Source organism: Nocardia sp. PLKS1-43, assembly GCF_059510335.1.
The window spans coordinates 248756-273926 of sequence record NZ_JCAJZQ010000004.1 but is presented as its reverse complement, the minus strand read 5'-3'; the positions used below and the strand labels follow the sequence as shown (position 1 = coordinate 273926).

Annotated in this window: 23 protein-coding genes; 12 read left to right on the top strand and 11 right to left on the bottom strand. The window is 68.5% G+C overall.

The genetic code is table 11. The annotated features are described in order from the left end of the window. Positions 1-15: 15 nt before the first annotated feature. Positions 16-1515, bottom strand: coding sequence for a malate dehydrogenase (quinone) (gene mqo, locus AC5WS7_RS16820; RefSeq protein WP_495955432.1), 1500 nt, complete (start codon positions 1513-1515; stop codon positions 16-18). Positions 1516-1761: 246 nt separating this feature from the next. Here mqo and AC5WS7_RS16815 point away from each other — a divergent pair, with 246 nt between their 5' ends. Continuing rightward, positions 1762-2778 (top strand): alpha/beta hydrolase, encoded by a 1017-nt coding sequence (locus tag AC5WS7_RS16815; RefSeq protein WP_495955431.1) that lies wholly within the window; start codon positions 1762-1764, stop codon positions 2776-2778. Positions 2779-3018: 240 nt separating this feature from the next. Here the strand turns inward: AC5WS7_RS16815 and AC5WS7_RS16810 are convergent, their stop codons facing one another. From AC5WS7_RS16810 to map, 3 genes are all read right to left on the bottom strand, one after another. Beyond that, positions 3019-3582 (bottom strand): alpha/beta hydrolase, encoded by a 564-nt coding sequence (locus AC5WS7_RS16810; protein ID WP_495955430.1) that lies wholly within the window; start codon positions 3580-3582, stop codon positions 3019-3021. A 343-nt stretch (positions 3583-3925) separates the two neighbouring features. After that, positions 3926-5461 carry a cobyric acid synthase gene (locus AC5WS7_RS16805; RefSeq protein ID WP_495955429.1) on the bottom strand — a complete coding sequence of 512 codons (1536 nt, stop codon included), beginning with the start codon at positions 5459-5461 and terminating at the stop codon, positions 3926-3928. 109 nt (positions 5462-5570) lie between these two features. Beyond that, a complete protein-coding gene (gene map, locus AC5WS7_RS16800) occupies positions 5571-6434 on the bottom strand; it encodes a type I methionyl aminopeptidase (protein ID WP_495955428.1) in 864 nt (287 codons plus the stop codon). Between the two features lie 123 nt (positions 6435-6557). Between map and AC5WS7_RS16795 the strand changes: the two genes are divergently transcribed. Next, entirely contained in the window at positions 6558-7565 is a 1008-nt protein-coding gene (locus tag AC5WS7_RS16795; protein WP_495955427.1) for an LLM class flavin-dependent oxidoreductase, read from the top strand. Positions 7566-7597: 32 nt separating this feature from the next. Here AC5WS7_RS16795 and AC5WS7_RS16790 read toward each other — a convergent pair whose 3' ends face one another. Beyond that, positions 7598-8308, bottom strand: coding sequence for a GntR family transcriptional regulator (locus AC5WS7_RS16790; RefSeq protein WP_495955926.1), 711 nt, complete (start codon positions 8306-8308; stop codon positions 7598-7600). Positions 8309-8581: 273 nt separating this feature from the next. Here AC5WS7_RS16790 and AC5WS7_RS16785 point away from each other — a divergent pair, with 273 nt between their 5' ends. From AC5WS7_RS16785 to AC5WS7_RS16760, 6 genes are all read left to right on the top strand, one after another. Continuing rightward, on the top strand, positions 8582-9697 hold the full coding sequence (locus AC5WS7_RS16785; RefSeq protein WP_495955426.1) for a TIGR03364 family FAD-dependent oxidoreductase: 1116 nt from the start codon (positions 8582-8584) through the stop codon (positions 9695-9697). 65 nt (positions 9698-9762) lie between these two features. Next, entirely contained in the window at positions 9763-10410 is a 648-nt protein-coding gene (locus tag AC5WS7_RS16780; protein WP_495955925.1) for an HAD-IA family hydrolase, read from the top strand. Positions 10411-10455: 45 nt separating this feature from the next. Further along, entirely contained in the window at positions 10456-11508 is a 1053-nt protein-coding gene (locus AC5WS7_RS16775; protein WP_495955425.1) for a 2-aminoethylphosphonate ABC transporter substrate-binding protein, read from the top strand. Positions 11509-11531: 23 nt separating this feature from the next. After that, complete coding sequence (locus AC5WS7_RS16770) at positions 11532-12710, top strand: ABC transporter ATP-binding protein (protein WP_495955424.1); 1179 nt, start codon at positions 11532-11534, stop codon at positions 12708-12710. Between the two features lie 655 nt (positions 12711-13365). Beyond that, positions 13366-14256, top strand: a complete 891-nt coding sequence (locus AC5WS7_RS16765; RefSeq protein ID WP_495955423.1) for a 2-aminoethylphosphonate ABC transporter permease subunit — start codon at positions 13366-13368, stop codon at positions 14254-14256. A 2-nt stretch (positions 14257-14258) separates the two neighbouring features. Continuing rightward, entirely contained in the window at positions 14259-15056 is a 798-nt protein-coding gene (locus AC5WS7_RS16760; RefSeq protein WP_495955422.1) for an ABC transporter permease, read from the top strand. Between the two features lie 36 nt (positions 15057-15092). On the opposite strand, the gene AC5WS7_RS16755 is transcribed toward AC5WS7_RS16760, so the two are convergent. Then, the gene (locus tag AC5WS7_RS16755; RefSeq protein WP_495955924.1) at positions 15093-15452 is read right to left on the bottom strand and encodes a DUF4254 domain-containing protein; all 360 of its coding nucleotides are present in this window, start codon (positions 15450-15452) and stop codon (positions 15093-15095) included. A gap of 899 nt (positions 15453-16351) precedes the next feature. On the opposite strand from AC5WS7_RS16755, the gene AC5WS7_RS16750 reads away from it, so the two are divergent. Next, the gene (locus AC5WS7_RS16750; protein ID WP_495955421.1) at positions 16352-17215 is read left to right on the top strand and encodes a helix-turn-helix domain-containing protein; all 864 of its coding nucleotides are present in this window, start codon (positions 16352-16354) and stop codon (positions 17213-17215) included. Positions 17216-17221: 6 nt separating this feature from the next. Here the strand turns inward: AC5WS7_RS16750 and AC5WS7_RS16745 are convergent, their stop codons facing one another. Both AC5WS7_RS16745 and AC5WS7_RS16740 read right to left on the bottom strand, forming a co-directional pair. Next, positions 17222-18034, bottom strand: coding sequence for an ABC transporter permease (locus AC5WS7_RS16745; protein ID WP_495955420.1), 813 nt, complete (start codon positions 18032-18034; stop codon positions 17222-17224). Then, entirely contained in the window at positions 18031-18846 is an 816-nt protein-coding gene (locus tag AC5WS7_RS16740) for an ABC transporter permease (protein WP_495955419.1), read from the bottom strand. The genes AC5WS7_RS16745 and AC5WS7_RS16740 overlap by 4 nt, the downstream gene beginning before the upstream one ends. A 562-nt stretch (positions 18847-19408) precedes the next feature. Here AC5WS7_RS16740 and AC5WS7_RS16735 point away from each other — a divergent pair. The 3 genes from AC5WS7_RS16735 to AC5WS7_RS16725 all read left to right on the top strand — a co-directional run bounded on the left by AC5WS7_RS16735 (position 19409) and on the right by AC5WS7_RS16725 (position 20887). Further along, a complete protein-coding gene (locus AC5WS7_RS16735; RefSeq protein WP_495955418.1) occupies positions 19409-19867 on the top strand; it encodes an AMP-binding protein in 459 nt (152 codons plus the stop codon). Positions 19868-20007: 140 nt separating this feature from the next. Continuing rightward, a complete protein-coding gene (locus tag AC5WS7_RS16730; protein ID WP_495955417.1) occupies positions 20008-20520 on the top strand; it encodes a peroxynitrite isomerase in 513 nt (170 codons plus the stop codon). Between the two features lie 205 nt (positions 20521-20725). Beyond that, on the top strand, positions 20726-20887 hold the full coding sequence (locus AC5WS7_RS16725; protein WP_495955416.1) for a hypothetical protein: 162 nt from the start codon (positions 20726-20728) through the stop codon (positions 20885-20887). Positions 20888-21017: 130 nt separating this feature from the next. Here the strand turns inward: AC5WS7_RS16725 and AC5WS7_RS16720 are convergent, their stop codons facing one another. From AC5WS7_RS16720 to ispG, 3 genes are all read right to left on the bottom strand, one after another. Beyond that, entirely contained in the window at positions 21018-22853 is a 1836-nt protein-coding gene (locus AC5WS7_RS16720) for a penicillin-binding transpeptidase domain-containing protein (protein WP_495955415.1), read from the bottom strand. A gap of 72 nt (positions 22854-22925) precedes the next feature. Further along, positions 22926-23789 carry a GNAT family N-acetyltransferase gene (locus AC5WS7_RS16715; protein WP_495955414.1) on the bottom strand — a complete coding sequence of 288 codons (864 nt, stop codon included), beginning with the start codon at positions 23787-23789 and terminating at the stop codon, positions 22926-22928. A gap of 51 nt (positions 23790-23840) precedes the next feature. Then, positions 23841-24998 carry a flavodoxin-dependent (E)-4-hydroxy-3-methylbut-2-enyl-diphosphate synthase gene (ispG, locus tag AC5WS7_RS16710; protein ID WP_495955413.1) on the bottom strand — a complete coding sequence of 386 codons (1158 nt, stop codon included), beginning with the start codon at positions 24996-24998 and terminating at the stop codon, positions 23841-23843. Positions 24999-25171 lie beyond the last annotated feature (173 nt).

Below are 25171 nucleotides of genomic sequence, written 5' to 3'. Positions count from 1 at the left end.
TTGCTATCACATCGCTCAGCTCTGCGCGAGTTCTGCCGCCGGTGTGTTCTGGTCGAGACCGAGCGCCTTGGTCGACCAGTCCCAGACCTCGTGGTACAGCGCCTGGTTCTCGGACAGCTTGACGCCCAGCGAGGGAACCATGGCCTTGAGCTGCGGGGTCCAGTCCGCGTACTCGCGCGGGAAGCAGCGCTGCAGCACGTCCAGCATGGCCGAGACGCAGGTGGACGCGCCCGGCGAGGCGCCGAGCAGGCCCGCGATGGAACCGTCGGCGGCGGTGATGACCGCGGTGCCGAGTTCGAGTACACCCCCCACGCCCTTGCGGCGGATGATCTGCACGCGCTGGCCGGCCGTGATCAGCTCCCAATCGTGGCCGTCGGCGCGCGGGATGAACTCCTCCATCGCGTTCACCTTGCCCGCCGGGGACTTCAGCAGCTCGCTGACCAGGTACTTGACCAGGCCCAGCTCGGTCACGCCGACGCCGAGCATCGGGGTCAGGTTGCCCGGGCGGATCGACTTGAACAGATCGCCGTACTTGCCGTCCTTGAGGAATTTCGGCGTCCAGCCCGCGTACGGACCGAACAGCAGTCCGCGCTTACCGTCGATGACGCGAGTATCCAAGTGCGGCACGGACATCGGCGGCGCGCCGACCGCGGCCATGCCGTACACCTTGGCGTCGTGCCGGGTGACCAGTTCGCGGTTGGTGCAGCGCAGGAACTGGCCGCTGACCGGGAATCCGGCGAAGCCCGCGATCTCGCGGATACCGGCCTTCTGCAGCAGCGGCAGCGCGTAACCGCCCGCGCCGACGAAGACGAATTTCGCGTTCACCGTACGGGTCGAACCGGTACGGGTGTTGCGCACCTTGACAATCCAGCTGCCGTCGGACTGCTTGGACAGGTTGCGCACCTCGGTGCCGAATGCGATGTCGACGCCCGAGCGGCCCAGATAGGCCAGCAGTTGCTTGGTGAGCGCGCCGAAGTTGATATCGGTGCCCTTGGAACTCCAGTTCAGCGCCACCGGTTCGGCGAAGTCGCGGCCCTTGGCCATCAGCGGCAACCGCCGGGAGAACTCCTCGGGCGAGTCGATGAACTCCATCCCCTCGAACAGCGGGTGCCGGGCCAGCGCCTCGTACCGCTTGCGCAGGTACTCCACGCCGTCCGCGCCGTGGGTGAAGCTGACGTGCGGGATCGGGTTGATGAAGTCCGAGGGCGTGCTCAGCACGCCGTTCTCCACCGCGTAGGACCAGAACTGCCGCGACACCTGGAACCGCTCGTTGATGTCGACGGCCTTGGACACGTCGACGCCGCCGTCGGCGGTGCGCGGGGTGTAGTTGAGCTCACACAACGCGGAATGCCCGGTACCGGCGTTGTTCCAGGGGTCACTGCTCTCCGGAGCGGCGGCGTCCAGGCGCTCGAACATCGTGATCGACCAGTCGGGCTGCAGCTGGCGAAGCAGCGCGCCGAGAGTGGCACTCATGATGCCGGCACCGATGAGGACTACATCGGTCTTTTCAGTCATCGCAGCGTTCGGCACGGGTAGATCGACTTCCTTGTCCTTGTGCGCGGTCGCCCCCGGGCGGACCAACCTGGGCATTGTGTTGTGCGTCACCGGAATTCCGGCGAATACGACGAGTTCGAGGTTACCCGCCGTTCACTTCAACCTGATTCTGCCCCTCGGCATGCCCGTTTCCGAAACCGCCACACCTCCGGTGAGCGGGCTACCTGTGCCGAGACGCCGCTGAGCGGGTCGAATATCGTGTTCGCTGTGACGAACGAGACGCCGTCGGCCGGACCGCGGACCGACTCCTGGCAGGCCGATGTCCTCGGCGAGGATTACGAACAGCGCCCGATACCGCTGGGGGCCGACCCGGACGGCGAGGGCACGGTGGAGGCCACCCTGGTCCGGCATCTGGCGACGACCGAGGCGACCGCCGCGGTGCTGTACGTCCACGGATTCACCGACTACTTCTTCCAGCGGCACCTCGCCGAACACATGGCCGCCCAGGGCCACCGCTTCTACGCGCTGGATCTGCGCAAGTGCGGGCGTTCGCTGCGCCCGGGGCAGACCCCGCACTACGTCACCGATCTGGCGATGTACGACGCCGAGTTGAACGAGGCGTTGCGCATCGTGCGCGAGGAGACCGGCCTGCCGGTGCTGGTGATGGGCCACTCCACCGGCGGATTGGTCACCTCGCTCTGGCTGGATCGGCTGCAGGCTGCCGAAGGCGTTGCGGCACAGGGGATTACCGGGCTGGCACTGAACAGCCCCTGGTTCGATCTGCAAGGCCCGGCCTATTACCGGACCATCGTCGGCAATACCGTGATCGGCGGATTGGGACGCCTGCGCGCCATGGCGACCCTGCCCGGGCAGAAGGTCACCACCTACGGCGACAGCCTGCACCGGAGCGCGTCCGGCGAGTGGGACTACGACCTGGACTGGAAGCCACTGAGCGGATTCCCGGTGCACTTCGGCTGGTTGCGTGCGATCCGGCGCGGGCACGCCCAGCTGCATCACGGCCTCGACGTCGGCGTCCCCGCCCTGATCCTGCGCTCGAAGGTGACCAAATTCATGCGCGCGTACGGCCCCGCGGCCGACGTCGCCGATACCGTGCTCGACGTGCGCCAGATCCAACGCTGGTCCGGCTGCCTGGGGCAACGCACCAACATCGTGCCGATCGAGGGCGCCCGGCACGATGTGTTCCTGTCCTCGGAGGCGGTCCGGCGAGAGGCGTTCACCGAACTGGACTCGTGGCTGCGCTGGCTCGCCGGGCACAACGCCTGACGGTTCGTTCCGCTCGCCCCTGACACCCGGTTCCGCCACCCCATCACCAAGTTTGCGGCGTGAGCTTGCCGCCACCTGGTTTGCAGCGCGGGCTTGCAGCCCGGACGCGTGGCGGGCGCCAGGAACGAGTGCCCGCCGCGGGGCCGCGCGGTGAGTCTTCGCTCCGCCGCGAAACTCCGCAGCGGGGCGGAGGCCATCGACTCAGCGAACCGACAGAGCGGGGGCCGAGAATTCAACCCCTCACCACTGGCCGCTGCGGAGCACTATTTCGGTGGCGAATTCCTGCGCCGCTTCTGCGGCCGGATCGGTGACATCGACCTGCGCGACGCGGAATTCTCCGTAGACGTGGCGAGCGGCGGCCTCGGCGTCCGCGCGCGACAGGTTCTTGGTCGCGACGACGGTGGTGGGAATCTCCACGGCCGGGCAGTTCGCGTCGGCGACGGTGTCGTCCGCGCCGGGAGCGGCCGGATGTCCCCGTCCGGCGACGACCAGGCCCATGAATCGGCCGAAGCCGCGGGCGGCCAACTGCCACGCGAGATCGGCGCCCGCGCCGTAACCCGCGAGGTTGGCCCACGGGACACCGATGTCGTCCAGGATCGCGTAGACCCCCGCGGTGTCGAGCCCCTCGATCGATTCCAGCACGATTGTGCGCAGGTCCGAAGTGTGCAGGCGGGCGCACACCGCATCGTAGACATCGACCGGAGCGCCGGCGTCGGGCAGCAGGACGACCGTGTGCCGGAACTGGGAACCATCGATTCGAACGGTCCAAGCGCGGTCACCGACCGCGATCCGCCGTGTTTCCATGCCGCCCCACGCTACACGGCTCAGCGGCGGTGAACCTCGTGTCGCTGACCACGCCTCGACGTCCGCCGAGAGCTGCGCCACGGGCCGTCGGCGAATCGTCGCGCAAACCCGGTCGCGGCCGGTCGGAGAGCTGTTCCCACGCGCACGCGGCCTCGGCACCCGGCGGCGGGGATCGGCCGCGAACGCGTCCGGACTCCACGACGCGGCCAGGCCCCGCCACCCGGGCAAAGCCCGGCGACGACCACGCGATCGACCGCTGCGGCGCATCAGTGCGAGCGAACCGAAGTTGCCCGGGCAACACTCGCACATTACGGTCCGGAGGGAACGAATATGTTTGGCGCAGTCAGGCTTTCGGTGTCCGCGACGTCGCCGGAGTGGGCAGCCCGGACGGAACGCCGGTGGTGATCAGGCTTTCCAGCGCGGTCGTGTCGAGATGCTCCTCGATCAGATCGGCGAGCAGGTCGAGCTGGGAGTCGCGTTCCGCGACGGCCGAAACATCCTCGGCGACACGGAATCCGGAGCGTCCGGCCTGTGCGGCGACCTCGCGCAGCCAGGCCCGGCGGAAGTCGTCGGACTCCATCAGGCCGTGCAGATGCGTGCCCCGGACCGCCCCGCGCGCACTGCCTTCCGCACGCCCGTCGCCGAGTTCGAGCCAGGCGGGGTCGCCGGTACGGCGGGCGCGGCCGTAGTGGATCTCGTAGCCGCTCAACGGGATTCCGGAACCGGCCGCCCGGCCGGTGGTGCGGCGCAGCACCTTCGGTTCGGCGAACTCGATATCCAGATCCAGCAGGCCGAGTCCGGCCACCTCGCCCGCGCTGGATTCGACCCGGTCCACGATGCGCCGGGCCAGCATCTGATATCCGCCGCAGATACCCAGGATCGGCCGTCCGGCCGCGGCGCGAGCGCACAGCGCGTCGGCGATTCCGTTGCGGCGCAACCATTCCAGATCGCTCACGGTGGATTTACTGCCCGGCAGCACCACCACGTCGGCGTCGGCCAGCCGGGACGGGTCGTCCGCCCAGCGCACCGACACTCCGGGCTCACAGGCCAGCGCCTCGACGTCGGTGGAGTTGGAGATGCGCGGCAATCGGATCGCCGCGACGGTCAGCCATTCGGTCCCGAGCGGCGGCCGCGGACGACCGACCGGCGCGTCGGCGACGGTACCGAGCGAGTCCTCGGCGTCGATCCACAGATCCTCGGCGAAGGGCAGCACGCCGAGCGTGGGCCGGCCGGTGAGTTCGGTCAGCGTATCGAGTCCGGGGCGCAGCAACTCGACGTCACCGCGGAACTTGTTCACGATGTATCCGCAGATGAGCTGCTGGTCTTCGGGTTCCAGAATCGCCACGGTGCCGAACAGATGCGCGAGCACGCCGCCCCGATCGATATCGCCGACCAGCAGGACCGGCAGGGCGGCCGCGCGCGCCAAACCCATGTTCGCCAGATCCGTTGCCCGCAGGTTGATTTCGGCGGGCGATCCGGCTCCCTCGCAGATCACCACATCGAATTCGGCACGCAGGGCGGCCAATTCACTGGCGACGACCGCACGCAGCTGCCGCCGATGCCGGAAGTAGTCCCGCGCCCCGACCGTATCCACGGCCCGGCCCCGGACGACCAGCTGCGAACGCCGATCACTTCCGGGCTTGAGCAGCACCGGATTGAACCGCACACTCGGCTCCAGCCCGCACGCGCGCGCCTGCAATGCCTGCGCCCGACCGATCTCCCCGCCGTCGAGCGCGACCACCGAGTTGTTCGACATGTTCTGCGCCTTGAACGGCGCGACCCGCACCCCTTGCCGCGCCAGCATCCGGCACAACCCGGCCACCACGACACTCTTACCCGCATCCGAGGTGGTCCCGGCGACCAGCAGCGCGCCCTTCACCGTGCCACCGCACGCCGCCGGCGCGTTCGTCGCGGGTAGCCGTCGACGCCGTACGCCCGGTGCCCGAGCGCGGCCACGCACCGGGTGCGCGAATCCGGGACGCGCCCGCTCACGGGAGGGTGAGGATTTCCGCGCCGGTGTCGGTGACGACGAGAGTGTGCTCGAACTGCGCGGTCCACTTGCGGTCCTTGGTGACGACGGTCCAGCCGTCGTCCCAGATCTCGTAGTCGACGCCGCCGAGGTTGATCATCGGCTCGATGGTGAAGGTCATGCCCGGTTCGATCACCGATTCGATGGCGGGCTGGTCGTAGTGCAGGATGACCAGGCCGCTGTGGAAGGTGGGGCCGACGCCGTGCCCGGTGAAGTCGCGCACCACGCCGTAGCCGAAGCGGTTGGCGTAGGACTCGATGACGCGGCCGATGACGTTCAGCGCCCGGCCCGGCCGCACCGCCTTGATCGCCCGCATGGTCGCCTCGTGGGTGCGCTCGACCAGCAGCCGCGCCTCCTCGTCCACATCACCGGCGAGGAAGGTCGCGTTGGTGTCGCCGTGCACGCCATCGATATAGGCGGTGACGTCGATGTTGACGATGTCGCCGTCCTCGATGATCGTCGAGTCCGGGATGCCGTGGCAGATCACCTCGTTCAGCGACGTGCAGCAGGACTTGGGAAATCCCTTGTAGCCCAACGTCGACGGGTACGCGCCGTGGTCGCACATGTACTCGTGGGCGATGCGGTCCAGATCGTCGGTCAGCACGCCGGGCGCGACGGCCTTGCCCGCCTCCTGGAGTGCCTGCGCGGCGATCTTGCCCGCGACGCGCATCTTCTCGATCGTCTCGGTCGTCTGCACCCATGGCTCGTGGCCCTCGTTGACCGTGTTCTTCCACGCGTACTCCGGACGCGCGATCGATCGCGGAACTTCACGGATCGGGGACTGGACGCCGGGGAAGAGCGGCTTGCGAGTGCGGACTGCCATGGAACAAGAGTATCGGTATCCGCGCCCGATAATCCCGGCACTCCGCGACGCCGACCCCGGCGGAATTTATCCGGACCACGGTCCGTTTAGGCTGTCGACATCGGCTTCACGGGAGGAACGACTATGGAACTGGGACTGACGACCTTCGCCGAACGGCATGCGGTCGGCGATCGGCCGGCGCCGAGTGCGGGCGAACGGCTGCGACAGGTCGTCGAGGAGGCCGTCGCGGCCGAACGCGCCGGTCTGGACGTGTACGGCGTCGGCGAACACCATCGGGACGACTTCGCGGCGTCGGCGCCCGCGGTCGTTTTGGCGACCATCGCCGGGCGCACCGAGCGCATCCGGCTGACCAGCGCGGTGAGCGTGCTCAGCTCGGCGGACCCGGTACGCCTGTACCAGGAATTCGCGACGCTGGACCTGCTGTCGGACGGTCGCGCGGAACTGATGGCCGGCCGCGGCTCCTTCACCGAATCCTTCCCGCTGTTCGGTTACGACCTGGCCGACTACGACGACCTGTTCGACGAGAAACTCGCGCTGCTGCTGCGACTGCGGGCGGATGAGCCGGTGAACTGGTCCGGCCGATTCCGTCCCGCCCTGCACGACACCGTCGTGCAGCCGCGCACCGACCGGCCGCTGCCGGTGTGGATCGCGGTCGGCGGCAGTCCCGAGTCGGTTGCGCGGGCCGGCCTGTTGGGCCTGCCCCTGGCAATCGCCATCATCGGCGGTCAGCCCGCCCGATTCCGCCCGCTGGTCGACCTGTACCACCGCGCGCTCGAGCAGGGCGGTCACGAACCGCAGCCGATCGCGGTACACGCGCACGGCTACATCGCCGACACAGACGAACAGGCCGTGGCCGGCTTCTACCAGCCCTACGCCGCGGCGATGAGCGGACTGGGGCGCGAACGTGGCTGGGGCGCAATGACTCCCGACCAGTTCGAAGCGCTGCGCGCACCCGCCGGATCGCTGTTCGTCGGCACGCCGGACCGGGTCGCGGAGAAGATCGCGGGAATTCGGGACACCCTCGGCCTGGATCGCTTCATGTTGCACCCGAGCGTCGGCACCCTGCCGCACGATCGCGTTCTGCACACGATCGAACTGCTCGGCGAGAAGGTCGCTCCGCAGGTGCGCTGACGCCGCGCGGCCCGAACCCCGCTACCCGAACCTCATTCGCGCAGACGGGTTTCGAAGGCCATGCGGTCGCCGCGATACAGAGCGCGGACCCGTTCGATCGGAACCCCGTCGGCGTCGATCGTGCGGCGGTGCAGCAGGATCATCGGCAGGGCGGTCGTGCATTCCAGCAGAGCCGCCTCCCGTGGCGAGGCGAGGACGGTTTCGATGCGTTCGACGGCCGAGCCGAAGACGACGCCCGAGGCTCGGATGGCCGCGTAGAGCGAGGTGGTCGGGTCGTAGGTCGCCCGCAGCGAACCGAACCGGGCCGGGGTGAGGTAGGTGCTCTCCAGACCGACCTTCTCGTCATCGGCCAGCAGCACGCGCTCGAGATGCATCACCGTCGCACCGGCCGGAATATCCAGCGCGGCAGCGGTTTCCGGGTCGGCGGGAATGTCGTCCCAGCCGACCAGCAGACGTCCGGGGCGCCGGCCCAGGCCGATCGCGCCTTCGGTGTACGAGCGCAAGGACAAGGGCTGCACCATCTTCGGGCGGGAGACCACCGTGCCCCGGCCTTGACGGCGAATCCGGCCCTGTACCAGCAACTCTCGTAGCGCCTGCCGGACGGTCTCGCGCGCGACCTCGAATCGTGCCGCGAGTTCGCGTTCCGGCGGCACCGGATCGCCCTCGCGCAGCCGATCCAGGATGGCCTCGATCTCGGTCCGCACTCGGTACGCTTTGGACATCCGACCGAAATCGGCGCTCACACTTGACATCTCGGCATCCGCGGATGCCGCGGCCTGCGGACCCGGCACTGCTCGTGGCTCGCTCGCGAGATCGCTCACGCCATGATTGTCGGCAATGCCTGTCTCGCCGCGCACACCGGCCCCTCGCCGCGCCGGACCGCGCGGCGGACCGTGCCGTCCGGTGTCCCTCGCATTCACGCCCACAGCATACCGCAATTGGTCTATACCAATTGTTAACCCACTGTTGGCGCGGGAATCACCCTAAGGTCTAGACCATTGCGCATGATTTTCCCCATGCGATTGGTCATCATCGGCGGCGGAATCCTCGGCACCGCACATGCCCTGGTCGCGATCGGTCGGGGGCACACGGTCGTCCAGCTCGAACGCGAGCCCGAGGCGCGCGGCGCCACGGTCCGCAACTTCGGCCTGGTCTGGGTATCGGGCCGCAGCGCAGGCGAATTGGAGTTGACGCTGCGCTCACGCCGGTTGTGGGAGGAGATCGGCGGCCGGGTCGCCGGAGTGGGATTCCGCGCGGCGGGCTCGATCACGCTGATCCGCACCGATGCCGAACTCGCGGTCGCCGAGGCCGCAGCGGCGGGTCCGAGCGCCGGCGAGCGCGGATTCGAACTGCTCGATCCCGGGCGCGTGCGCGAAATCAATCCGGCCCTGCGTGGCAAATTCCTTGCCGGACTGCATTGTTCGGCCGATGCCGCGGTGGAGTCACGCCAGGCCATGCCCGCGTTGCGCGCGTATATGGAACGCACCGGCCGCTATACCTTCCACGCCGGAGCCGAGGCCCGCACGGTAAGCGGCGGAGTCGTGGTGGACGATCACGGCCGCCGCTTCGAGGCCGATCTGATCCTGGTCTGCCCGGGGGCGGCGCATTCGGGCCTGACCCGGGAACTGGTGGGCGACATGCCCGTTCGGCGCGTCCGGCTGCAGATGATGCAGACCGCACCGCTGGGCGAACCGCTCACCACCGCCATCGCCGACGGCGACAGCTTCCGCTACTACCCGGGTTTCGCGGGCGAGGCGCTGGAACGGCTGCGACTGGAGGAGGCGCAGGCGTTCACCGCCGCACAGCACCGCATGCAGTTGCTCTGCGTACAGCGGCTGCACGGCGGTCTGACCATCGGCGACACCCACGAATACGACGAGCCGTTCGGCTTCGACGTCGACGAGGCGCCGTACGAACACCTCACCGCCGTCACCGAGGAATTCCTCGGCCGCCGGCTGCCCCCGATCGTGCGCCGCTGGGCAGGCGTCTACAGCCAGAGCGTCGACCCGGACGCCATCGTCACCCGGGCGCGAGCCGCCGACGACGTGTGGGTCATCACCGGTCCCGGCGGCCGCGGCATGACCCTGGGCCCCGCCATCGGCGAGGAAACCGCCGACCTGTTGAACCTCTGAAGATATCCACCCCCGCGAAGGGAAATACTGTGCCCGACAAACGCATCGAGCTGGCCGTCCTGGACATGGCCGGGACCACGGTCGCCGACGGCGGCCTGGTGTTGCGCGCCTTCGACGCCGCCGCCACCGCGGCGGGCATTCCCGCCCACGGGCCCGAACGCGAGGCGGCCACCGAGTACGTGGTGCGCACGATGGGCCAGTCCAAGATCGCGGTATTCCGCGCGATCCTCGGCGACGAGGACCGCGCCCAGCGGGCGAATCGCGCCTTCGAGGCCGCCTACGAGGAGTTCGCTGCCGAGGCCGCCCCGATTCCCGGTGCGGCACAGGCGATCACGCGTCTGCGCGAGGCAAGGATCAAGGTCGCGCTGACCACCGGTTTCAGTCGCGGCACCCAGGACCGGCTGCTGGACGCGCTGGACTGGCACGAGATCGCCGACCTGACCCTGTGCCCCGCCGACGCCGGACGTGGCCGTCCCTATCCGGACATGGTGCTCACCGCACTGCTGCGCCTGGGCGCGGACGCGGTGGATCGGGTCGCAGTACTGGGCGATACGGCCAGTGATATCGAAACCGGTCTGGCCGCGGGCGCGCGCGTCGTGGCGGGCACGCTCACCGGCGCGCACACCGAGGACCGGCTCCGCGCGGCCGGCGCCACCCACATCGTGCCCTCGGTGGTCGAATTCGCCGACCTGCTGCTGGCCGAAAACTCCTGACCCTCCACATCTTCTCCTCCGCTCTGAACGAAAGTTGCAGTCATCGTGCGTATTCCGATCTCCCGCCTCGCACGCACCGCGTTGACCCTCGGTTCCGCCGCCGCCCTGGCCCTGTCCGTCGCGGGGTGCGGCGGCACCGGTACGAGCGCGGGCGACGGCAAGACCGTCACCGTGTACTCCGCCGACGGCATGGCCGACTGGTACAAGCCCGAATTCGCCGAATTCACCAAGCAGACAGGCATTTCGGTCAACTACGTGGAGGCGGGTTCCGGTGAGGTGGTGAACCGGATCGACAAGGAGCAATCCAATCCGCAGGCCGATCTCGTGGTGACCCTGCCGCCGTTCATCCAGAAGGCCGCCGAACAGGGACTGCTGCAGGACAGCGGCGTCGACACCGGCGCGATCGCCGCCGCCGACAAGGATCCCGGCGGCAAGTACGTCACCCTCGCGGGCAACTACCTGGCCTTCATCGCGAACCCGGCGGTGCACACCGAGGGCATCACCTGGGACGATCTGCTGAAGCCCGAATACAAAGGCAAGCTGCAGTATTCGACGCCCGGACAGGCCGGGGACGGCACCGCGGTACTGGTTCTGCTGCAACAGCTCTACGGGAAACAGGGCGCACTGGACTACCTGGGCAAGTTGCAGGCCAACAACGTCGGCCCGTCCTCCTCGACCGGCAAATTACAGACCAAGGTCGACAAGGGTGAGCTGCTGGTCGCCAACGGCGATATCCAGATGAACCTCACCGAGATCAAGGACAACGGGGCGAAGTTCGCCCTGTTCTATCCGGCCACCGTCGACGGCAAGCGCAGCACGGTCGCCCTGCCGTACGTCATGGGGATGGCCAAGGGCGCACCGCACCGCGACGCGGCCGCCAAGCTGATGACCTTCCTGCTCTCGGCCGATGTGCAGAAGACATTGGGCCCGGAGGCGATGGCGGTCTCGGCACGCACGGACCTGAAGGACGCCCCTGCGGGAACTCCTTCGCCCGCTTCGTATCTGAAGGACGTCACCGTCGTGACGCCGGACTGGAACAAGGTCCTGCACGATCTCGACGGCGATGTCGCCGCGCACCAGAAGGCCACCGGCAGCTAGACCGAAACCCCGAGGAGCGCAGCATGTTCGCACCGGCGACCTCCGCCACCGGCACCAACTCCGCCACCGGAACTTCCACCGAACCCGCGATCGTCTTCGATCGGGTCGGCGTCAGCTACGGTCGCGGCCGCCGGGCCACGACCGCGCTGGCCGAATTCACCCTGCGGGTGGCGGCCGGCGAGACCGTTGCGCTCCTGGGGCCCAGCGGTTCCGGGAAATCGACCGCGCTCAGGGCGCTGGCCGGATTCGTACGGCCCACCTCGGGCGCGGTCCGGCTGGCCGGCCGCGATGTCACCGATCTGTCGCCGGCCAAGCGCGGTATAGGTGTGGTCGTCCAGTCGTACGCACTGTTCCCGCACATGCGGGTATTCGAGAACGTCGCATTCGGCCTGCGCTCACATCGGGTGCCGCGCAGGCAGATCGGCGATCGGGTGCGCGAGGTGCTGGAGATGGTCGGCATGGCCGACTACGCGCAGCGGCTGCCGCGCGAGCTGTCCGGCGGGCAGCAGCAGCGGGTCGCGATCGCGCGCGCCCTGGCGATCCGCCCCTCGGTGCTGCTGCTGGACGAGCCGCTCGCGGCCCTGGACGCGCAGTTGCGTCAGGCCATGCTGGCCGAACTCCAGCAGCTGCGAAAAGCCTTGCCGGACATGGCGATGCTGTACGTCACCCATGACCAGTCCGAGGCGCTGGCCCTCGCGGACCGGATCGCGGTGATGCGCGACGCCCGCCTGGTCGACGTGGACACCGCCGAGAACCTGTGGCGACGACCGCCGAGCAGCTTCACCGCGGCGTTCCTGGGCGGGGCGAATCTGTTGCCGTGCACGGTGAAACATATCGCCGGCGACACCGCACTGGTCCAGTGCGGTGAACGCACCTTGCGCGCGCAGGCACCGAAACCCGGTGTCGGGCAGCTCGATTGGAAGCCCGATGACGACGGTCTGCTGTGCATGCGCCCGCACACCGTGCAGATCTGCTCCACCAACGAGCGCGACGCCGTCCTGGCCACCATCGTCTCCAGCGTCTGGCGCGGCGCCACCAGCCGACTCCAACTCGACGTCACCGGCCTGCCGATCGAACTCACCGCCGACGTCCCCGGCCCGCTGGACATCGCGGACGGCGCCGTCATCGGCGTCCGCCTCCCCGACCCCGCGGGCACACTCATCCCCACCGCGGTCGGCGCGACACCGGGAGCACTCACATGACCCGCCCGCGAATCGCCGAAATGGCCGCAGCACTACCGAGTCCAACCGCAACACCACGAACCGAACGCGCACCCCACGCCCGAGCACAGCGGAGCACGCGGCCACTCGCCACCAGACCACCTCACCACCGCATATCGGCCACACCCAACACGCACACACGACCCCATCCAAAACAGCTCGGCACCAAGGCATATGCGGATACCCACCCCACGAACAGAGCCAAACAGCCACTCGACACCAGACAGGGCCATCTGCGCACACCCGCCTGGTCCGGTATACACGTGCGCAGCGATCGCGGACGGCAGGATGCCGGGAACAGCCGCATGATCCGCACTTACACCGCCGAATCGGCCCCAGCGCAACAGAACCCAACCGCGACACCACGGACCGACCACGTACCCGGTCCCCGCGCGGTGAGTTCGCGGCCCCTCGGCACTCGGCAAACTCGTCACCGCGCGCCCTTCGGATCAAGCAGGCACACGCGACCCAGCCGAGGGCGACCGGATGCCGAGAGGGCGCGCGTGAGACGCACTCGCACCACGAGAGTGGTTGCGGCGCGACAATATTCACCGGCCGGTTCGTCGGCCGGGTACCCGGTCCGTGAGGGGGACCGGGTAGCCGGCCGTACGACGCGCGTCGGAAGGGAGCGGACCCGATGAGCACTTCGCTCGCCGTCGAACCGTCCGCGGTGGCAGATACCTCCGAACATGCGGCGGGACAGCGCAACTGGCGGCCGATAGCCTGTTCGACACCGCCGCTGCTGGTGGTCTTGCTGTTCGCGGTGTACCCGGTGGTGCGGGTGCTGACCGAATCCACCGCGAAGTCCGGGACCTGGTCTCAGGTGCTCGGTTCCGAGTCGTTCCGGAACGCGTTGTGGCGCACGGTTTCCATCGCGGTCTGCTCGACCGCCGGATGCCTGGTGCTCGGCTCGTTCGTCGCGGTGGTACTGGCCTTCATCCCCTTTCCGGGTTCGGGCGCGGTGGGGCGGCTCATCGATACGGTGCTGACCCTGCCGTCCTTCCTGATCACGCTGGCGTTCACCTTCCTCTACGGCACCGCGGGCGCGCTGGACGCGCTGATCGCCGGACTCACCGGAAACCGCTCCCCCGCACTGAATTTCCTGAGCACGCCCACCGGAGTCGTGCTCGCCGAGATCACCTACTTCACCCCGTTCGTGGTCCGGCCGCTGCTTGCCGCGTTCGCCCAGCTACCGCGTGAGCAGCTGGATGTGGCCGCGAGCCTGGGCGGCTCGCCGTGGCGGGTACTGCGACGCGTCGTGCTTCCCGAGGCGTGGCCCGCGCTGGCGGCGGGCGGCAGCCTGGTTCTGCTGTTGACGCTCAACGAATTCGGGATCGTGCTGTTCACCGGGGCGAAGGGCGTCATAACCCTGCCCGCGCTGATCTATACCCGCGGCATCGTCACCTTCGACCTGCCCGGAGCGGCGGTGCTGGCCACGGTGCAGGTGGCGCTGTCGCTGGCTCTGTACATCGCCTACCGCCTCGTCTTCGCGCGGTTCGCCGCCGCGCGCACGACCCAGGAGAGCTGATCATGCTGGTGTGGACCCGTCGCGGACGCGCGCTGGTGCTCGCTGTCTTCGCGCTGGTGGTTCTGGTGGTGTTCGCCGCCCCGATCGACACGGTGATGGCCGCGGCGCTGGCGGGCCGATGGACCGGTGCGCTGCCTTCGGGGCTGGGCCTGGGCAATTTCCGCCACGAACTGTCCGGCGAACAGGCCGCGAGCCTGTCGGTGAGCCTGCAGACCGCCCTGCTCGCGGGCGCGATCTCGCTGATTCTGGGCACCTGGGCCGCGCTGTCGGCCCGGGAAGCGCCGGCCTGGTGGCGGCGGCTGACCGACGCGGTATTCCACCTGCCGATCGCGGTGCCGTCGGTGGCGATCGGGCTCGGTGTGCTGATCGCGTTCAACCAGCGGCCCATCCTGCTCGGCGGCACGAAATGGATTGTGATCGTGGCACATTCGGTACTGGTACTGGCCTACGCGTTCAGCGCGGTCGCCGCGGCGCTGGACCGGCTGGATCCGGGTTTCCGCCAGGCCGCCGAATCCCTCGGCGCGAGTCCGGCGCGCGTGCTGACGCGGATCACCCTGCCTCTGCTGCTGCCCGCACTGGGCGCGGCCGCCGGTCTGGCGATCGCACTGTCCATGGGCGAGCTGGGGGCGACCGTGATGGTGTATCCGGCCACCTGGAAGACGTTGCCGATCAGCATCTTCGCCGATACGGATCGCGGCCGGGTCTTCGATGCCGCGGCAGGCACCACACTGCTGGTGGCGGTGACTCTGGTGGTCCTGCTGATTCTGGGCCGGGTGCGCGGCCGTGCGATCTTACGTTGAGCTGGAAGGTATTACGCCGAACCGCAGATCATGCGATCACTGCTCGGGCAGCCGGCGACGGCCTCCGGCCACGTCGACGACGAGATCGGTGTACCCGTCGACGAGTTCGGCCAGGTGATACCAGTGCTTGTGGGTGGTGTCGCTGCGCGCACCCTCACGGTCGATGGCCTGGTTGGCCTCGACCCAACTGCGCGCCATCCGGTCGATCACCGCGCCGAGGCTTTCGGTGTGCAGCGACGCGCCGTTCCGATGCTGGGGCATTACCCGCTCGACCCAGCCGTTGATGTCGTCTACGAGAATGCCGCGCTCACAGTCGATCTCGGCGGCCATCAAGGGATCGCGCAGCCGCACCCGGCGGGCATGCATCTCGGCCAGCGCCCGCGCCGACCGCAGCAGTACCTGGTCATCGAAGCGTCGTCCCTGAAACGCGCACAACAATTGCGGCGCCGTCGGCAGCACACCAGCTATCGACATCGTCATTGCCGCACCCCGAAAAATCGGGACTGCACCAATATTTGCACCAACATAATTGGTCTCCGGATTGAGTTGTACCGGTCATCGGATCGGTGGAACACGACTAGGTTAGCTCGAATCATGCACGCACAAATGCAAGAACGCAAGATTGCATCCGCATCGGTTCGGTCAACCTCCGTTACCTTCTACCTGCGCAAGGATCGCCTGAGCGACATCGGCTTTCCGCTCCGAAAGCACACCGGCCGCCCGGTTTCGGAACTTTTACTGGACACGTCATCGCCAGACCGCGCGGTACGGATTGTCCGGCAGCGGTATCCGGCAACGCCGCGGACTCGATTCCAGCCGGAATAAACTGCGCCGCAACAAAAGGTCGCTGAAAGTATGCTGAAAAGACATCGGAAATAGCTCGGCGGACCAACCCGGGCGGACGGTCCGATATCCCGATCACGCTCGGAGCGCCGGCTCCGCGACCGAACCCGGCATTCCCGACTTCGCGAACTCGCCTCTCGCCGTACCGCGTCCGGCCCGAATCGCCCGTCGATCATGATCATCCACCTGCGGCAACACGCGGATATCGCCACGCATCGCGCACTTCCGTCCCGACGCCCGGAACATCCGGAAGGTCACGAACCGCATATCGCATCGATGCCCGATCCGTATCGTTGCGTGCCGGTTGCGGAGGATCGGCAACCGCCGATATCCGCAGATGGCCGGGTTCGTGCCCCGCCCGGCGCGCAAGGCGAATAGGCTCTGCCACAGACACATCGACGCATGCGGAACGCACGAGCGCATTCCGACGAGTGCACACGGGAGAGGGCGCGATGGCAGGTAAGCGCACTGTGCTGACGGTCCAGCTCAGACGGCTGGCGGTACTGCTGCAGGAGATGCGGGAGGAAGCCGGGATCAGCAAGGAGGAGGTCAGCTCCCAGACCGGGATCAACGTCACCACGCTGTACCGGATCGAAACCGCGCAGGCCCGCCCGCAACGCCGCACGTTGATGACGATGCTCGACCTGTACGGCGTCGAGGAGGAACGCCGCAACGACGCCCTCAAGCTCCTGTCCGAGGCGCTCAAGCCCGGCATGTCCCGCCCGTTCGAGGCCGCGGTGTCCGAAGTGTACGCCGCCTACATCAATTTCGAGACCGAAGCGCTCTCGGCGCGGCTGTTCCAGACGTCGTTCATCCCGGGCCTGCTCCAGACCGAGCGGTATGCCTGGGCGGTGCTGGACACCGCGATGCCGAAGGTCGAGGCCTCGGTGATCGAGCAGCGTCTGCGCGCCCGCGTGGAGCGCGGCAAGGTGCTCGCGCGCGAGGGCAATCCGCTCGAGCTGTGGGTGGTACTGGACGAGGCCGCGATCCGTCGCGTCGTCGGCGGGCGGGACGTGATGCGCGAACAGCTCGAACGGCTCGGCGAGTACTCCGACAAACGCAACGTCATCCTGCAGGTGCTGCCCTTCGACGCCGGCGCCCATCCGGCGATGGTCGGCTCGTTCGTGGTGCTGGACTTCCACGAACCCGCCGACCCGGAACTGGTCTACGTCGAGGGCATCGCCGGTGACGACATCGTGGAGGGCCACAACGAGATTCGCCGTTTCGGGGTGATGTTCGACCAACTCCGCGCGATGGCTCTGAGTCCGCGTGATTCGGCCGTCCTGGTCGCCGAGGCCGCCGCGCAACTGCGCTGAGCCGTGTCAGGCCCGGCTGGCGCGGTTGTAGCCGACCACGGCCGGTGTCGCGAAGACGACGACCGCGCCCAGCGACCAGGCCACGGTGGCCGCGAGCGGCGACCCGACCGGACCGCCCAGGGACAATCCGCGCATCGCCTCGATCGCGTACGTCATCGGCTGGTGCGCGACGATGGGCTGGGCCCATCCCGGGTAAGCCGCCAGCGGCACGAATCCGGTGGAGAAGAACATCATCAGCGACGATCCCAGCGAAATCACCTCCACCAGACCGGATTTGGCGGTGAACACAGCCGCGGCGGTGACCAGGGTGGCGAAGCCCAGGCCGTACAGCACGGGCACGCCGAGTAGCGCGATCGCGGCCGGAATCCCTTGGCGGAAGCGGAATCCCAGCGCCACGCCCACCGTGAACAGCACCACGGTGCAGGTCAGGATCCGCACCGCCTCGGCCACGATTCGCGCCATCAGGCCCGAGGCGCGGTGCACCGGCAGCACCCACAGCCGGGCCAGCAGCCCCGCATCCCGTTCCCGGCCCAGCGTGATCGCCCCGGCCAGCGAACCCGACATCACCCCGACCAACGTCACCATCGGCACCGAACCGTAGAGCGCGCTCGCCCCGGAGAACGACGTGACCTGATGTCCCAGAACGGTATTGATCATCACCAGCAGCAGCGCCGGGAAGCCGAGCGACTGCACCATCGTGACCGGATCGCGACGCCACCGCACCAGCAGCCGCCGGGTCTGAATCATGGTTTGCGGCACCAGGTTCCGCAGTATCTCGGTGTGACCGGCCACCTGGGGCAGGTCCGTGACGGCTGTCATCGATGCCTCCGTCCCGCGACCACCGCCGAGGCGACGCCGAGCAGCACCAGCCCGGCCGGCAACCACAGCAACCCCGGCCCGAGTACCGACCAGGTCACCGTATCCGTGTCACTCGACAGCACCCGCATCACGTTCACGAATCCGGACACCGGCTGATTCCGCGCGAAACCCTGGATCCAGCCCGGGAATTGATCGGCCGGGGCGAATCCGGTGGACACCATGCCCAGGATCAGCTGCGGCAGCACCAACGCCTGCGTGGTCGCCTCCGGACTGCGCGTCAACGCGCCCAGCAGATCACCCAGCAGGCCCAGCAACAGCCCGACCAACAGCGAGAAGAGGACGAAACCTACTGTGTGCCAAGCAGGCCCACGAAATCGAGCGCCGATCACGTACCCGCACACGATCGCCGCCGATACCGCGACGACGATGCGGTAGAGCGTCGCGGTGGTGCGGGCGGCCAGTGGCGTGACGACCGGCATCGGCATCGAGGCGAACCGGTCGTCCAGCCCGTCGCGGGCATCGGTGGCCGCCCGCAACGCCGCCGCACCGGCGCAGAACGAGACCGCCTGCATCACGATCATCGGCATGAGAAATTGCGCGTAGCTGCCGAATCCGTGCCCGAACGTCATCACCCGGTTCAGCGGAACATAGAAACCCAGCGTGAACACGCTGGGCGCCAACAGCGCCGTCACCAGCTCCCCGTTGCGCACCGACGCCCGCACCATACGCAGCGTCAACACCCACCACTGCCGGGTCACGGACGGCACCGACGCGGATTGGCCGTGACCCACAACCGCGGTGTACGCCTGCATCGCCGCACCTCGTTCCGACTCACGCGCCGACCGGATGAGCCCTCATCTCACCAGACGAACATCCTGAACAGCGCACCGACATGACCGGCCGGATGCACCGATTCGCGCACCCGGCCCTCGCTATCGCTCAGAACACGTCTCTGCCGCCGCGCGGGTTCACCGCGGCTCGAGACTTCCCCGCATCAGGCTCCCCCTGACGGTACTCACCTCCAGCGGAACAACATCACAAGCCCCTTACCCAGCACACTCCGCGCCGCCGAATACCTCCTCTGCCGCCAACCCGGCCGATCCGACCCCGCAACCCGGAGACCTTCTCACGCGGAACGCACCCCGAGCCGAACGCATCCGGAGCCACGTCGGCTCGGCGCGGAGATCGGCTCGACGACGGCAACCGGACCGCATCGCGGCCACCGTCCCAGCGGGCGCGATCACCCAGGGTGCGAATCACCGCACCCTGCGGGGCGCACACGCAGCACTGGGGTCGCTGCCGAAACTCGTTGCCGGAAACGAGAGTTGAGATACCGCGAACGCGGGGGTGCTCAGATCCCAAGGAGAGATGACGATGACGAAGCCGATCACGCCGTCCGGCGACAGCTGCCGTCCCACCCGGCCGCAGCACCCCTTCGCTCCCGCCGGGCAACGGCACCGCCCGGCGGTGGCGGGTGTCGACGCGCCCGACCCGCACGAGCTGGATCGGTGGTCGAACCGGCTGGCCCGGATGCTGGTCGAGCAGGGAGCCTGCCCCGGCAGCTGGATCGTCACGGCCGGCCTGCCCGCGCTCGAACGCGCGGTCACCCGCTGCGCCATCGCCAAGATCGGCGCGACCGCGACCCCGGCGGTGTGCACCGACACTCGCGGCCGCGCGCACCTCGGTGTGACGATCAAGGCCGCCCGCCCCGGGCTGTCCGAGGACATCACCTGGCTGGTGCTGGACGATCACGCCACCCTGGTGCGCTACCTGACCGGTTCGGACGCACCGATCACCGACGTCGAACGCGACGAGAGGCACCGAGCCCGCTGAGCCCCTGTCGCGCACACCCGGCAACCGCCGCGCAAGCGGCCCGCGATCCGCCTCTCGCGACCGCCGCGCTGTCAAGCCCCCGAACGGCCCTTGTGACGAATCAGCACGGTGAGTGCGCACCTGGCACTCGGGCGCGCACTATGCTGACCGCCGTGTCCGAACCCAACGCCCCCGTCGCGCCCCACCCCGACATCGCCCGGCTCGCTCCTCTGCTGGGCGTCTGGCGCGGCTCCGGGCACGGCGAGTACCCGACCATCGACTCCTTCGACTATCAGGAGGAGATCCACTTCGGGCACGTGGGCCGTCCGTTCCTCACGTATCGCCAGCGCACCCGGCACGCCACCGACGGCCGCTCGCTGCACGCGGAAACCGGCTACCTGCGCTGCGCGGGCCCGGATCGGATCGAACTGATCCTCGCGCACCCGACCGGCATCACCGAGATCTGCGAGGGCACGCTGTCGGTGGACGACGACGGCCTGCACCTGGACATGGGCTCCACGTCGATCGGCCGGACCACCACGGCCAAGATGGTGACCGCACTGGCCCGCACCTTCCGCGTATCCGGCGACACGATCGACTACACCCTGCGCATGGCCGCGGTCGGCCAGCCGGAACAGCATCACCTCGCCGCCAGCCTGCGACGCGCGGAGTAGGACCGAAGCGAGATCAAATCGAGACCCGTGCACTGACCTGCGCAGCGGGTGAGTTTCGACGGCTTTTCCCTGATTGGGGGGTTGTCGGCGCGGAGCGTCCCGTTCTACCGTTTCGTGACCAGCTAACAACCGGCGATCACAGTTCCGGGTTCTTCGATCTCGTACGCCCCCACGGGAAAAACCCTCATCGACAAGGGAGAAGCCCATGAAGCGGTCGACATTAGCCGTCATCACGGCGGGCATGATCCTGGCAGGTACCGGCGCCGTCGAAATCCTCGGCGATTATTCGGTCAGCTCCCCCACCCCCGATCAGAACACCGCCCCCGCGGCCGCGCACGGCGACCTGAAACCCATTTCCCAGCGCTGAGTCCTCGGCGCGGTCCGTCCCGGGCAGGACGCACGACAAACACGCGGCAACTCCATCCGCCGCACACCCGTGCCACACCCCGAGCAGCGGACATCTGCCGAAAATTCTTCTCCCAGTAGCGGTTTCGCACTCACGCCTCGCCGGGCGGCAGCGCGGCGAGCATATCCCGGGTGACCTCGACGGCGTTGTCGGAACTGCCGCCGTCGACGAGCAGGGTCGCCCAGGCCATATCGCCGCGATAACCGATGAACCACGAGTGCGATCCGCCCTCGACCTCGGCCTCACCGGTCTTGCCGTACACCTCGCCCTGGTCGGCGATGCGGGTGGCGGTGCCGTTCAGGACGACCTGGCGCATCATCAGGCGTAACCCGTCGATCACCGCCGGGGCGGGGGCCGGGCGCGGGGCGGAGACCTTGGTGGGGTGGCCGGACAGCAGATACGGCACCGGCGCGGCGCCGTGGGCCACGGTCGCGGCGACCAGAGCCATACCGAACGGGCTCACCAGGACCCGGCCCTGGCCGATGCCGTTCTCGGTGCGCTGGGTGAGGTTGCCGGTCGGCGGGACCGAACCGGAGACCGTGGTGAGCCCGGCAATCGAATAGTCCGGGCCCACACCGAATTTCGTGGCCGTCGTGGTGAGCGCGTCGGCCGGCAGGGCGCCGGCCAGTTTCGCGAAGGAGGTGTTGCAGGAGCGCGCGTACGCCTGTGTCATCGGCACATCGCCCAGGGCGAACTCGTCGTAGTTCGGAATCGTGCGCTCCCCGATGACAATTCGTCCCGGGCACGGCAGCACCGTATCGGGTGTGGCGATCCCCGAGGCCAGCGCGGCGGCGGCGGTCACCGTCTTGAAGGTGGATCCGGGCGGATACAACCCCGACATCGCGATCGGCCCGTCCGCATCGGCCGGTTCGTTCTGCGCCACAGCCAGTAGCGCGCCGGTGGAGGGTTGTACGACGACCATCACGGTCTTGTCCGGCCGCCCGTCCACGGCCCGCTGCGCGGCGTTCTGCACGGCCCGGTCCAGACTCAGCGCGAACGACGGGACAGGTTGCGGCGCAATCTCTTTCAGCACGTCGGTATCCACGCCGTTGGCATTGACGGTGACCACGTCCCAGCCGTCCCTGCCGTCGACCTCGTCGATGACGGTCTTGTGGACCTGCGTGATCAGGTCCGGGGCGAATCCGCGATCGGTGGGCACCATATCCCACTCCTTCGCGGTGGTGACCCCGGGCAGTCCCAGCAGATCCCCGCTGACCTGGTTGAACTCCACCTCGGTCAGCAGCGCGACGGTATACGCGCCGCCGGCCTTGCGCGCGGCGTCCGCGATGCCGTTCGCGGTGAGGCTCTCGTCGAACCGGTGCAATGCCGCGGCGAGCGTACCGGTGCTGTACCCAGGATCGGTGGCCTGCGCCAGGGTGAACGTAATCCGGTGCACCACACCGGGAATCAACACATCGGTGCCGGAACGCTCGTTGACGCGGGCGCGCGGCGCGGGCGTCTCCCGCAACGCCATCGTCTGGGTGTCGCCGAGCTGCGGATGGATATCCGAGGCGGTCCACCGCACCTGCCAGCCGCCGTCGACGCGCCCCATCCGCAACTGCCCGGTGTAGCTCCAGACGCGATTCTTCGCCAGATGCCATTCGTAGGTGTAGTCGACGGTGGCGGTATCGCCGCTGACCCGGGCCGATCCGGTATGTGCCGACATCGTCCGCGCGCCCAGGTTGTCCCACGCCGCGGCCAGTGCCGGGGCGGCCCGGTCGGGCTGATTGGTCAGGCCCGCCGCCGCTCGCACATCGTGCCGGGCGAAGTCGGCGACGAAATCGGCCGCGGTGGCCAGCGGCCCCTTCGGCCCTGCGGCACACGCCTGCGCGGATACCGCGACCACCACGGCCGTCAACACCACACCGGTCCGGCGGCGCGGATGCCCACAGTTGCGCGGTGACAGCGCAATTCGCGGTTTCACCATCGGGTGGAATGGTATCCAGCCGATGCCCGGCCAACCGGGCGACACACGGCGCCGACCGGCGGTACGCGCCGGTCAGTCCACCAGAATTGTGGCGAATGTGCCGATCTGCCGGAATCCGATGGCCGCGTACGCGCGACGGGCAGCCTCGTTGTAGCTGTTCACGTACAGACTCGCGGTGCGCCCGGACGCCACCACCGAATTGGCCACCGTGGCGGTGCCCGTGGTGCCGAACCCCTGCCCGCGCCGATCGGGGTGCACCCACACGCCCTGAATCTGCCCGGTGCGCCGGGAGATAGCCCCCACCTCGGCCTTGTAGACGACCTCTCCGTCCTCGAAACGCGCCCAGGCCCGGCCGGACTGGATCAGACTCGCCACTCGCCGCCGGTAGCCGCGCCCGCCGTCCCCCGCGCGCGGATCGACTCCGATCTCCTCGGTGAACATCGCCACGGCGGCCACCAGATATCGGTCGATCTCATCGGTGCGCACGCGGCGCACCGCTGGATCGGCGAGTACCGCCGACGGCCCCTCCAGGGCCAGCAGCGGCTGTTCGGGCCGCACCTCGCGCGGCGGCCCCCACCGGCGGCTCAGCAGCTCCCACAGCGGCAGCGCCAACTCCTGACGCCCCACCACCGAGGAACACACCCGCGGCCAGCGCGCCGCACGATCGGCGAACGCCTCGAGATCGTCGGGACCGCCGCGCAGCGGAATCAGGTTCGCGCCGGAGAAGCACAGCGACTTCGCCGGGCCACCCCGGCTCCAGACCTCACCGAGCCCGCTGCGGGTCTCGATCCCGTATTCCTGCAGTCTCGCCACGACCATGCAGGACGCGACCGGATCGGCGTCCAGGACCTGCAACACCCGGGACAAGTCGCGATTGACCAACTGACGCGCACCGGACAACCGATTCCGTCGAGTGGGTTCCAGCACGCTCCGCACGATCACAGCCTGCCACGAACAGCCGGGCCGTGCGGAGATTTACGCCGGTCATTACCCGACGGTGACAACAGGCTCGCCCGAACCGGAGCCCTCACCCATCTCCTCGGCGATGCGCATGGCCTCCTCGATGAGGGTTTCCACGATCTGATGCTCCGGGACGGTCTTGATGACCTGGCCCTTCACGAAGATCTGGCCCTTGCCGTTGCCCGAGGCGACGCCCAGGTCGGCCTCGCGCGCCTCACCCGGGCCGTTGACGACACAACCCATCACGGCCACGCGCAACGGCACCTCGAGCCCGTCGAGCCCGGCGGTGACCTCGTTGGCGAGGGTGTAGACGTCGACCTGCGCGCGCCCGCAGGACGGGCAGGACACGATCTCGAGTTTGCGCGGCCGCAGATTCATCGACTGCAGAATCTGGTCGCCGACCTTGACCTCCTCGGCGGGCGGCGCGGACAGCGAGACGCGGATGGTGTCGCCGATGCCCTGGCTCAACAGCGCGCCGAACGCCACCGCCGACTTGATGGTGCCCTGGAACGCCGGACCGGCCTCGGTGACGCCCAGATGCAGCGGATAGTCGCTCTGCGCGGCCAGCTGCCGGTAGGCCTCGACCATGACCACCGGATCGTTGTGCTTGACCGAGATCTTGATATCGCCGAAGCCGTGATCCTCGAACAGGCTCGCCTCCCACAGCGCCGATTCGACCAGCGCCTCGGGGGTGGCCTTGCCGTACTTCTCCAGCATCCGCTTGTCGAGCGAACCGGCGTTGACGCCGATGCGGATCGGGATGCCCGCGGCGGCGGCCGCCTTCGCGACCTCCTTGACGCGGCCGTCGAATTCCTTGATGTTGCCCGGATTCACCCGCACCGCAGCGCATCCCGCGTCGATGGCGGCGAAGATGTAGCGCGGCTGGAAGTGGATGTCCGCGATCACCGGGATCTTGGATTTGGCGGCGATGGTGGCCAGCGCGTCGGCATCTTCCTGCCGAGGGCACGCCACGCGCACGATATCGCAGCCCGAGGCGGTGAGCTGCGCGATCTGTTGCAGAGTGGCGTTGACGTCGTGGGTTTTGGTGGTGGTCATGGACTGCACCGAGATGGGGTGGTCGCTGCCCACCCCCACAGTGCCGACCATGAGCTGGCGCGTTTTGCGTCGCGGTGCGAGGACCGCCGCTGGTGCGGCGGGCATACCCAATGCGATGGCACTGGTCACGTTCGGCTGCCTACTTTCCATATCTGCTCCACCGGATCTGTTGCCGAGTCTAGTGCCGCCGAATCGGCGGGCGCTGTGTGAGCCTCGATGTCGGGCAGGCCGGACGGCCTGCGGCAGGGATTGAGCCGTACACAAGGTATTCGACGCAGGACGACGCGTGGTTGGGTGCAACA

Coding starts and splice junctions, on each gene's coding strand:
- mqo (WP_495955432.1), bottom strand. CDS start 1,515: ATGACTGAAAAGACCGATGTAGTCCTCATCGGTGCCGGCATCATGAGT.
- AC5WS7_RS16810 (WP_495955430.1), bottom strand. CDS start 3,582: ATGGAAACACGGCGGATCGCGGTCGGTGACCGCGCTTGGACCGTTCGA.
- map (WP_495955428.1), bottom strand. CDS start 6,434: ATGGCAGTCCGCACTCGCAAGCCGCTCTTCCCCGGCGTCCAGTCCCCG.
- AC5WS7_RS16795 (WP_495955427.1), top strand. CDS start 6,558: ATGGAACTGGGACTGACGACCTTCGCCGAACGGCATGCGGTCGGCGAT.
- AC5WS7_RS16785 (WP_495955426.1), top strand. CDS start 8,582: ATGCGATTGGTCATCATCGGCGGCGGAATCCTCGGCACCGCACATGCC.
- AC5WS7_RS16780 (WP_495955925.1), top strand. CDS start 9,763: ATGGCCGGGACCACGGTCGCCGACGGCGGCCTGGTGTTGCGCGCCTTC.
- AC5WS7_RS16770 (WP_495955424.1), top strand. CDS start 11,532: ATGTTCGCACCGGCGACCTCCGCCACCGGCACCAACTCCGCCACCGGA.
- AC5WS7_RS16765 (WP_495955423.1), top strand. CDS start 13,366: ATGAGCACTTCGCTCGCCGTCGAACCGTCCGCGGTGGCAGATACCTCC.
- AC5WS7_RS16760 (WP_495955422.1), top strand. CDS start 14,259: ATGCTGGTGTGGACCCGTCGCGGACGCGCGCTGGTGCTCGCTGTCTTC.
- AC5WS7_RS16750 (WP_495955421.1), top strand. CDS start 16,352: ATGGCAGGTAAGCGCACTGTGCTGACGGTCCAGCTCAGACGGCTGGCG.
- AC5WS7_RS16745 (WP_495955420.1), bottom strand. CDS start 18,034: ATGACAGCCGTCACGGACCTGCCCCAGGTGGCCGGTCACACCGAGATA.
- AC5WS7_RS16740 (WP_495955419.1), bottom strand. CDS start 18,846: ATGCAGGCGTACACCGCGGTTGTGGGTCACGGCCAATCCGCGTCGGTG.
- AC5WS7_RS16735 (WP_495955418.1), top strand. CDS start 19,409: ATGACGAAGCCGATCACGCCGTCCGGCGACAGCTGCCGTCCCACCCGG.
- AC5WS7_RS16730 (WP_495955417.1), top strand. CDS start 20,008: ATGCTGACCGCCGTGTCCGAACCCAACGCCCCCGTCGCGCCCCACCCC.
- AC5WS7_RS16725 (WP_495955416.1), top strand. CDS start 20,726: ATGAAGCGGTCGACATTAGCCGTCATCACGGCGGGCATGATCCTGGCA.
- AC5WS7_RS16720 (WP_495955415.1), bottom strand. CDS start 22,853: ATGGTGAAACCGCGAATTGCGCTGTCACCGCGCAACTGTGGGCATCCG.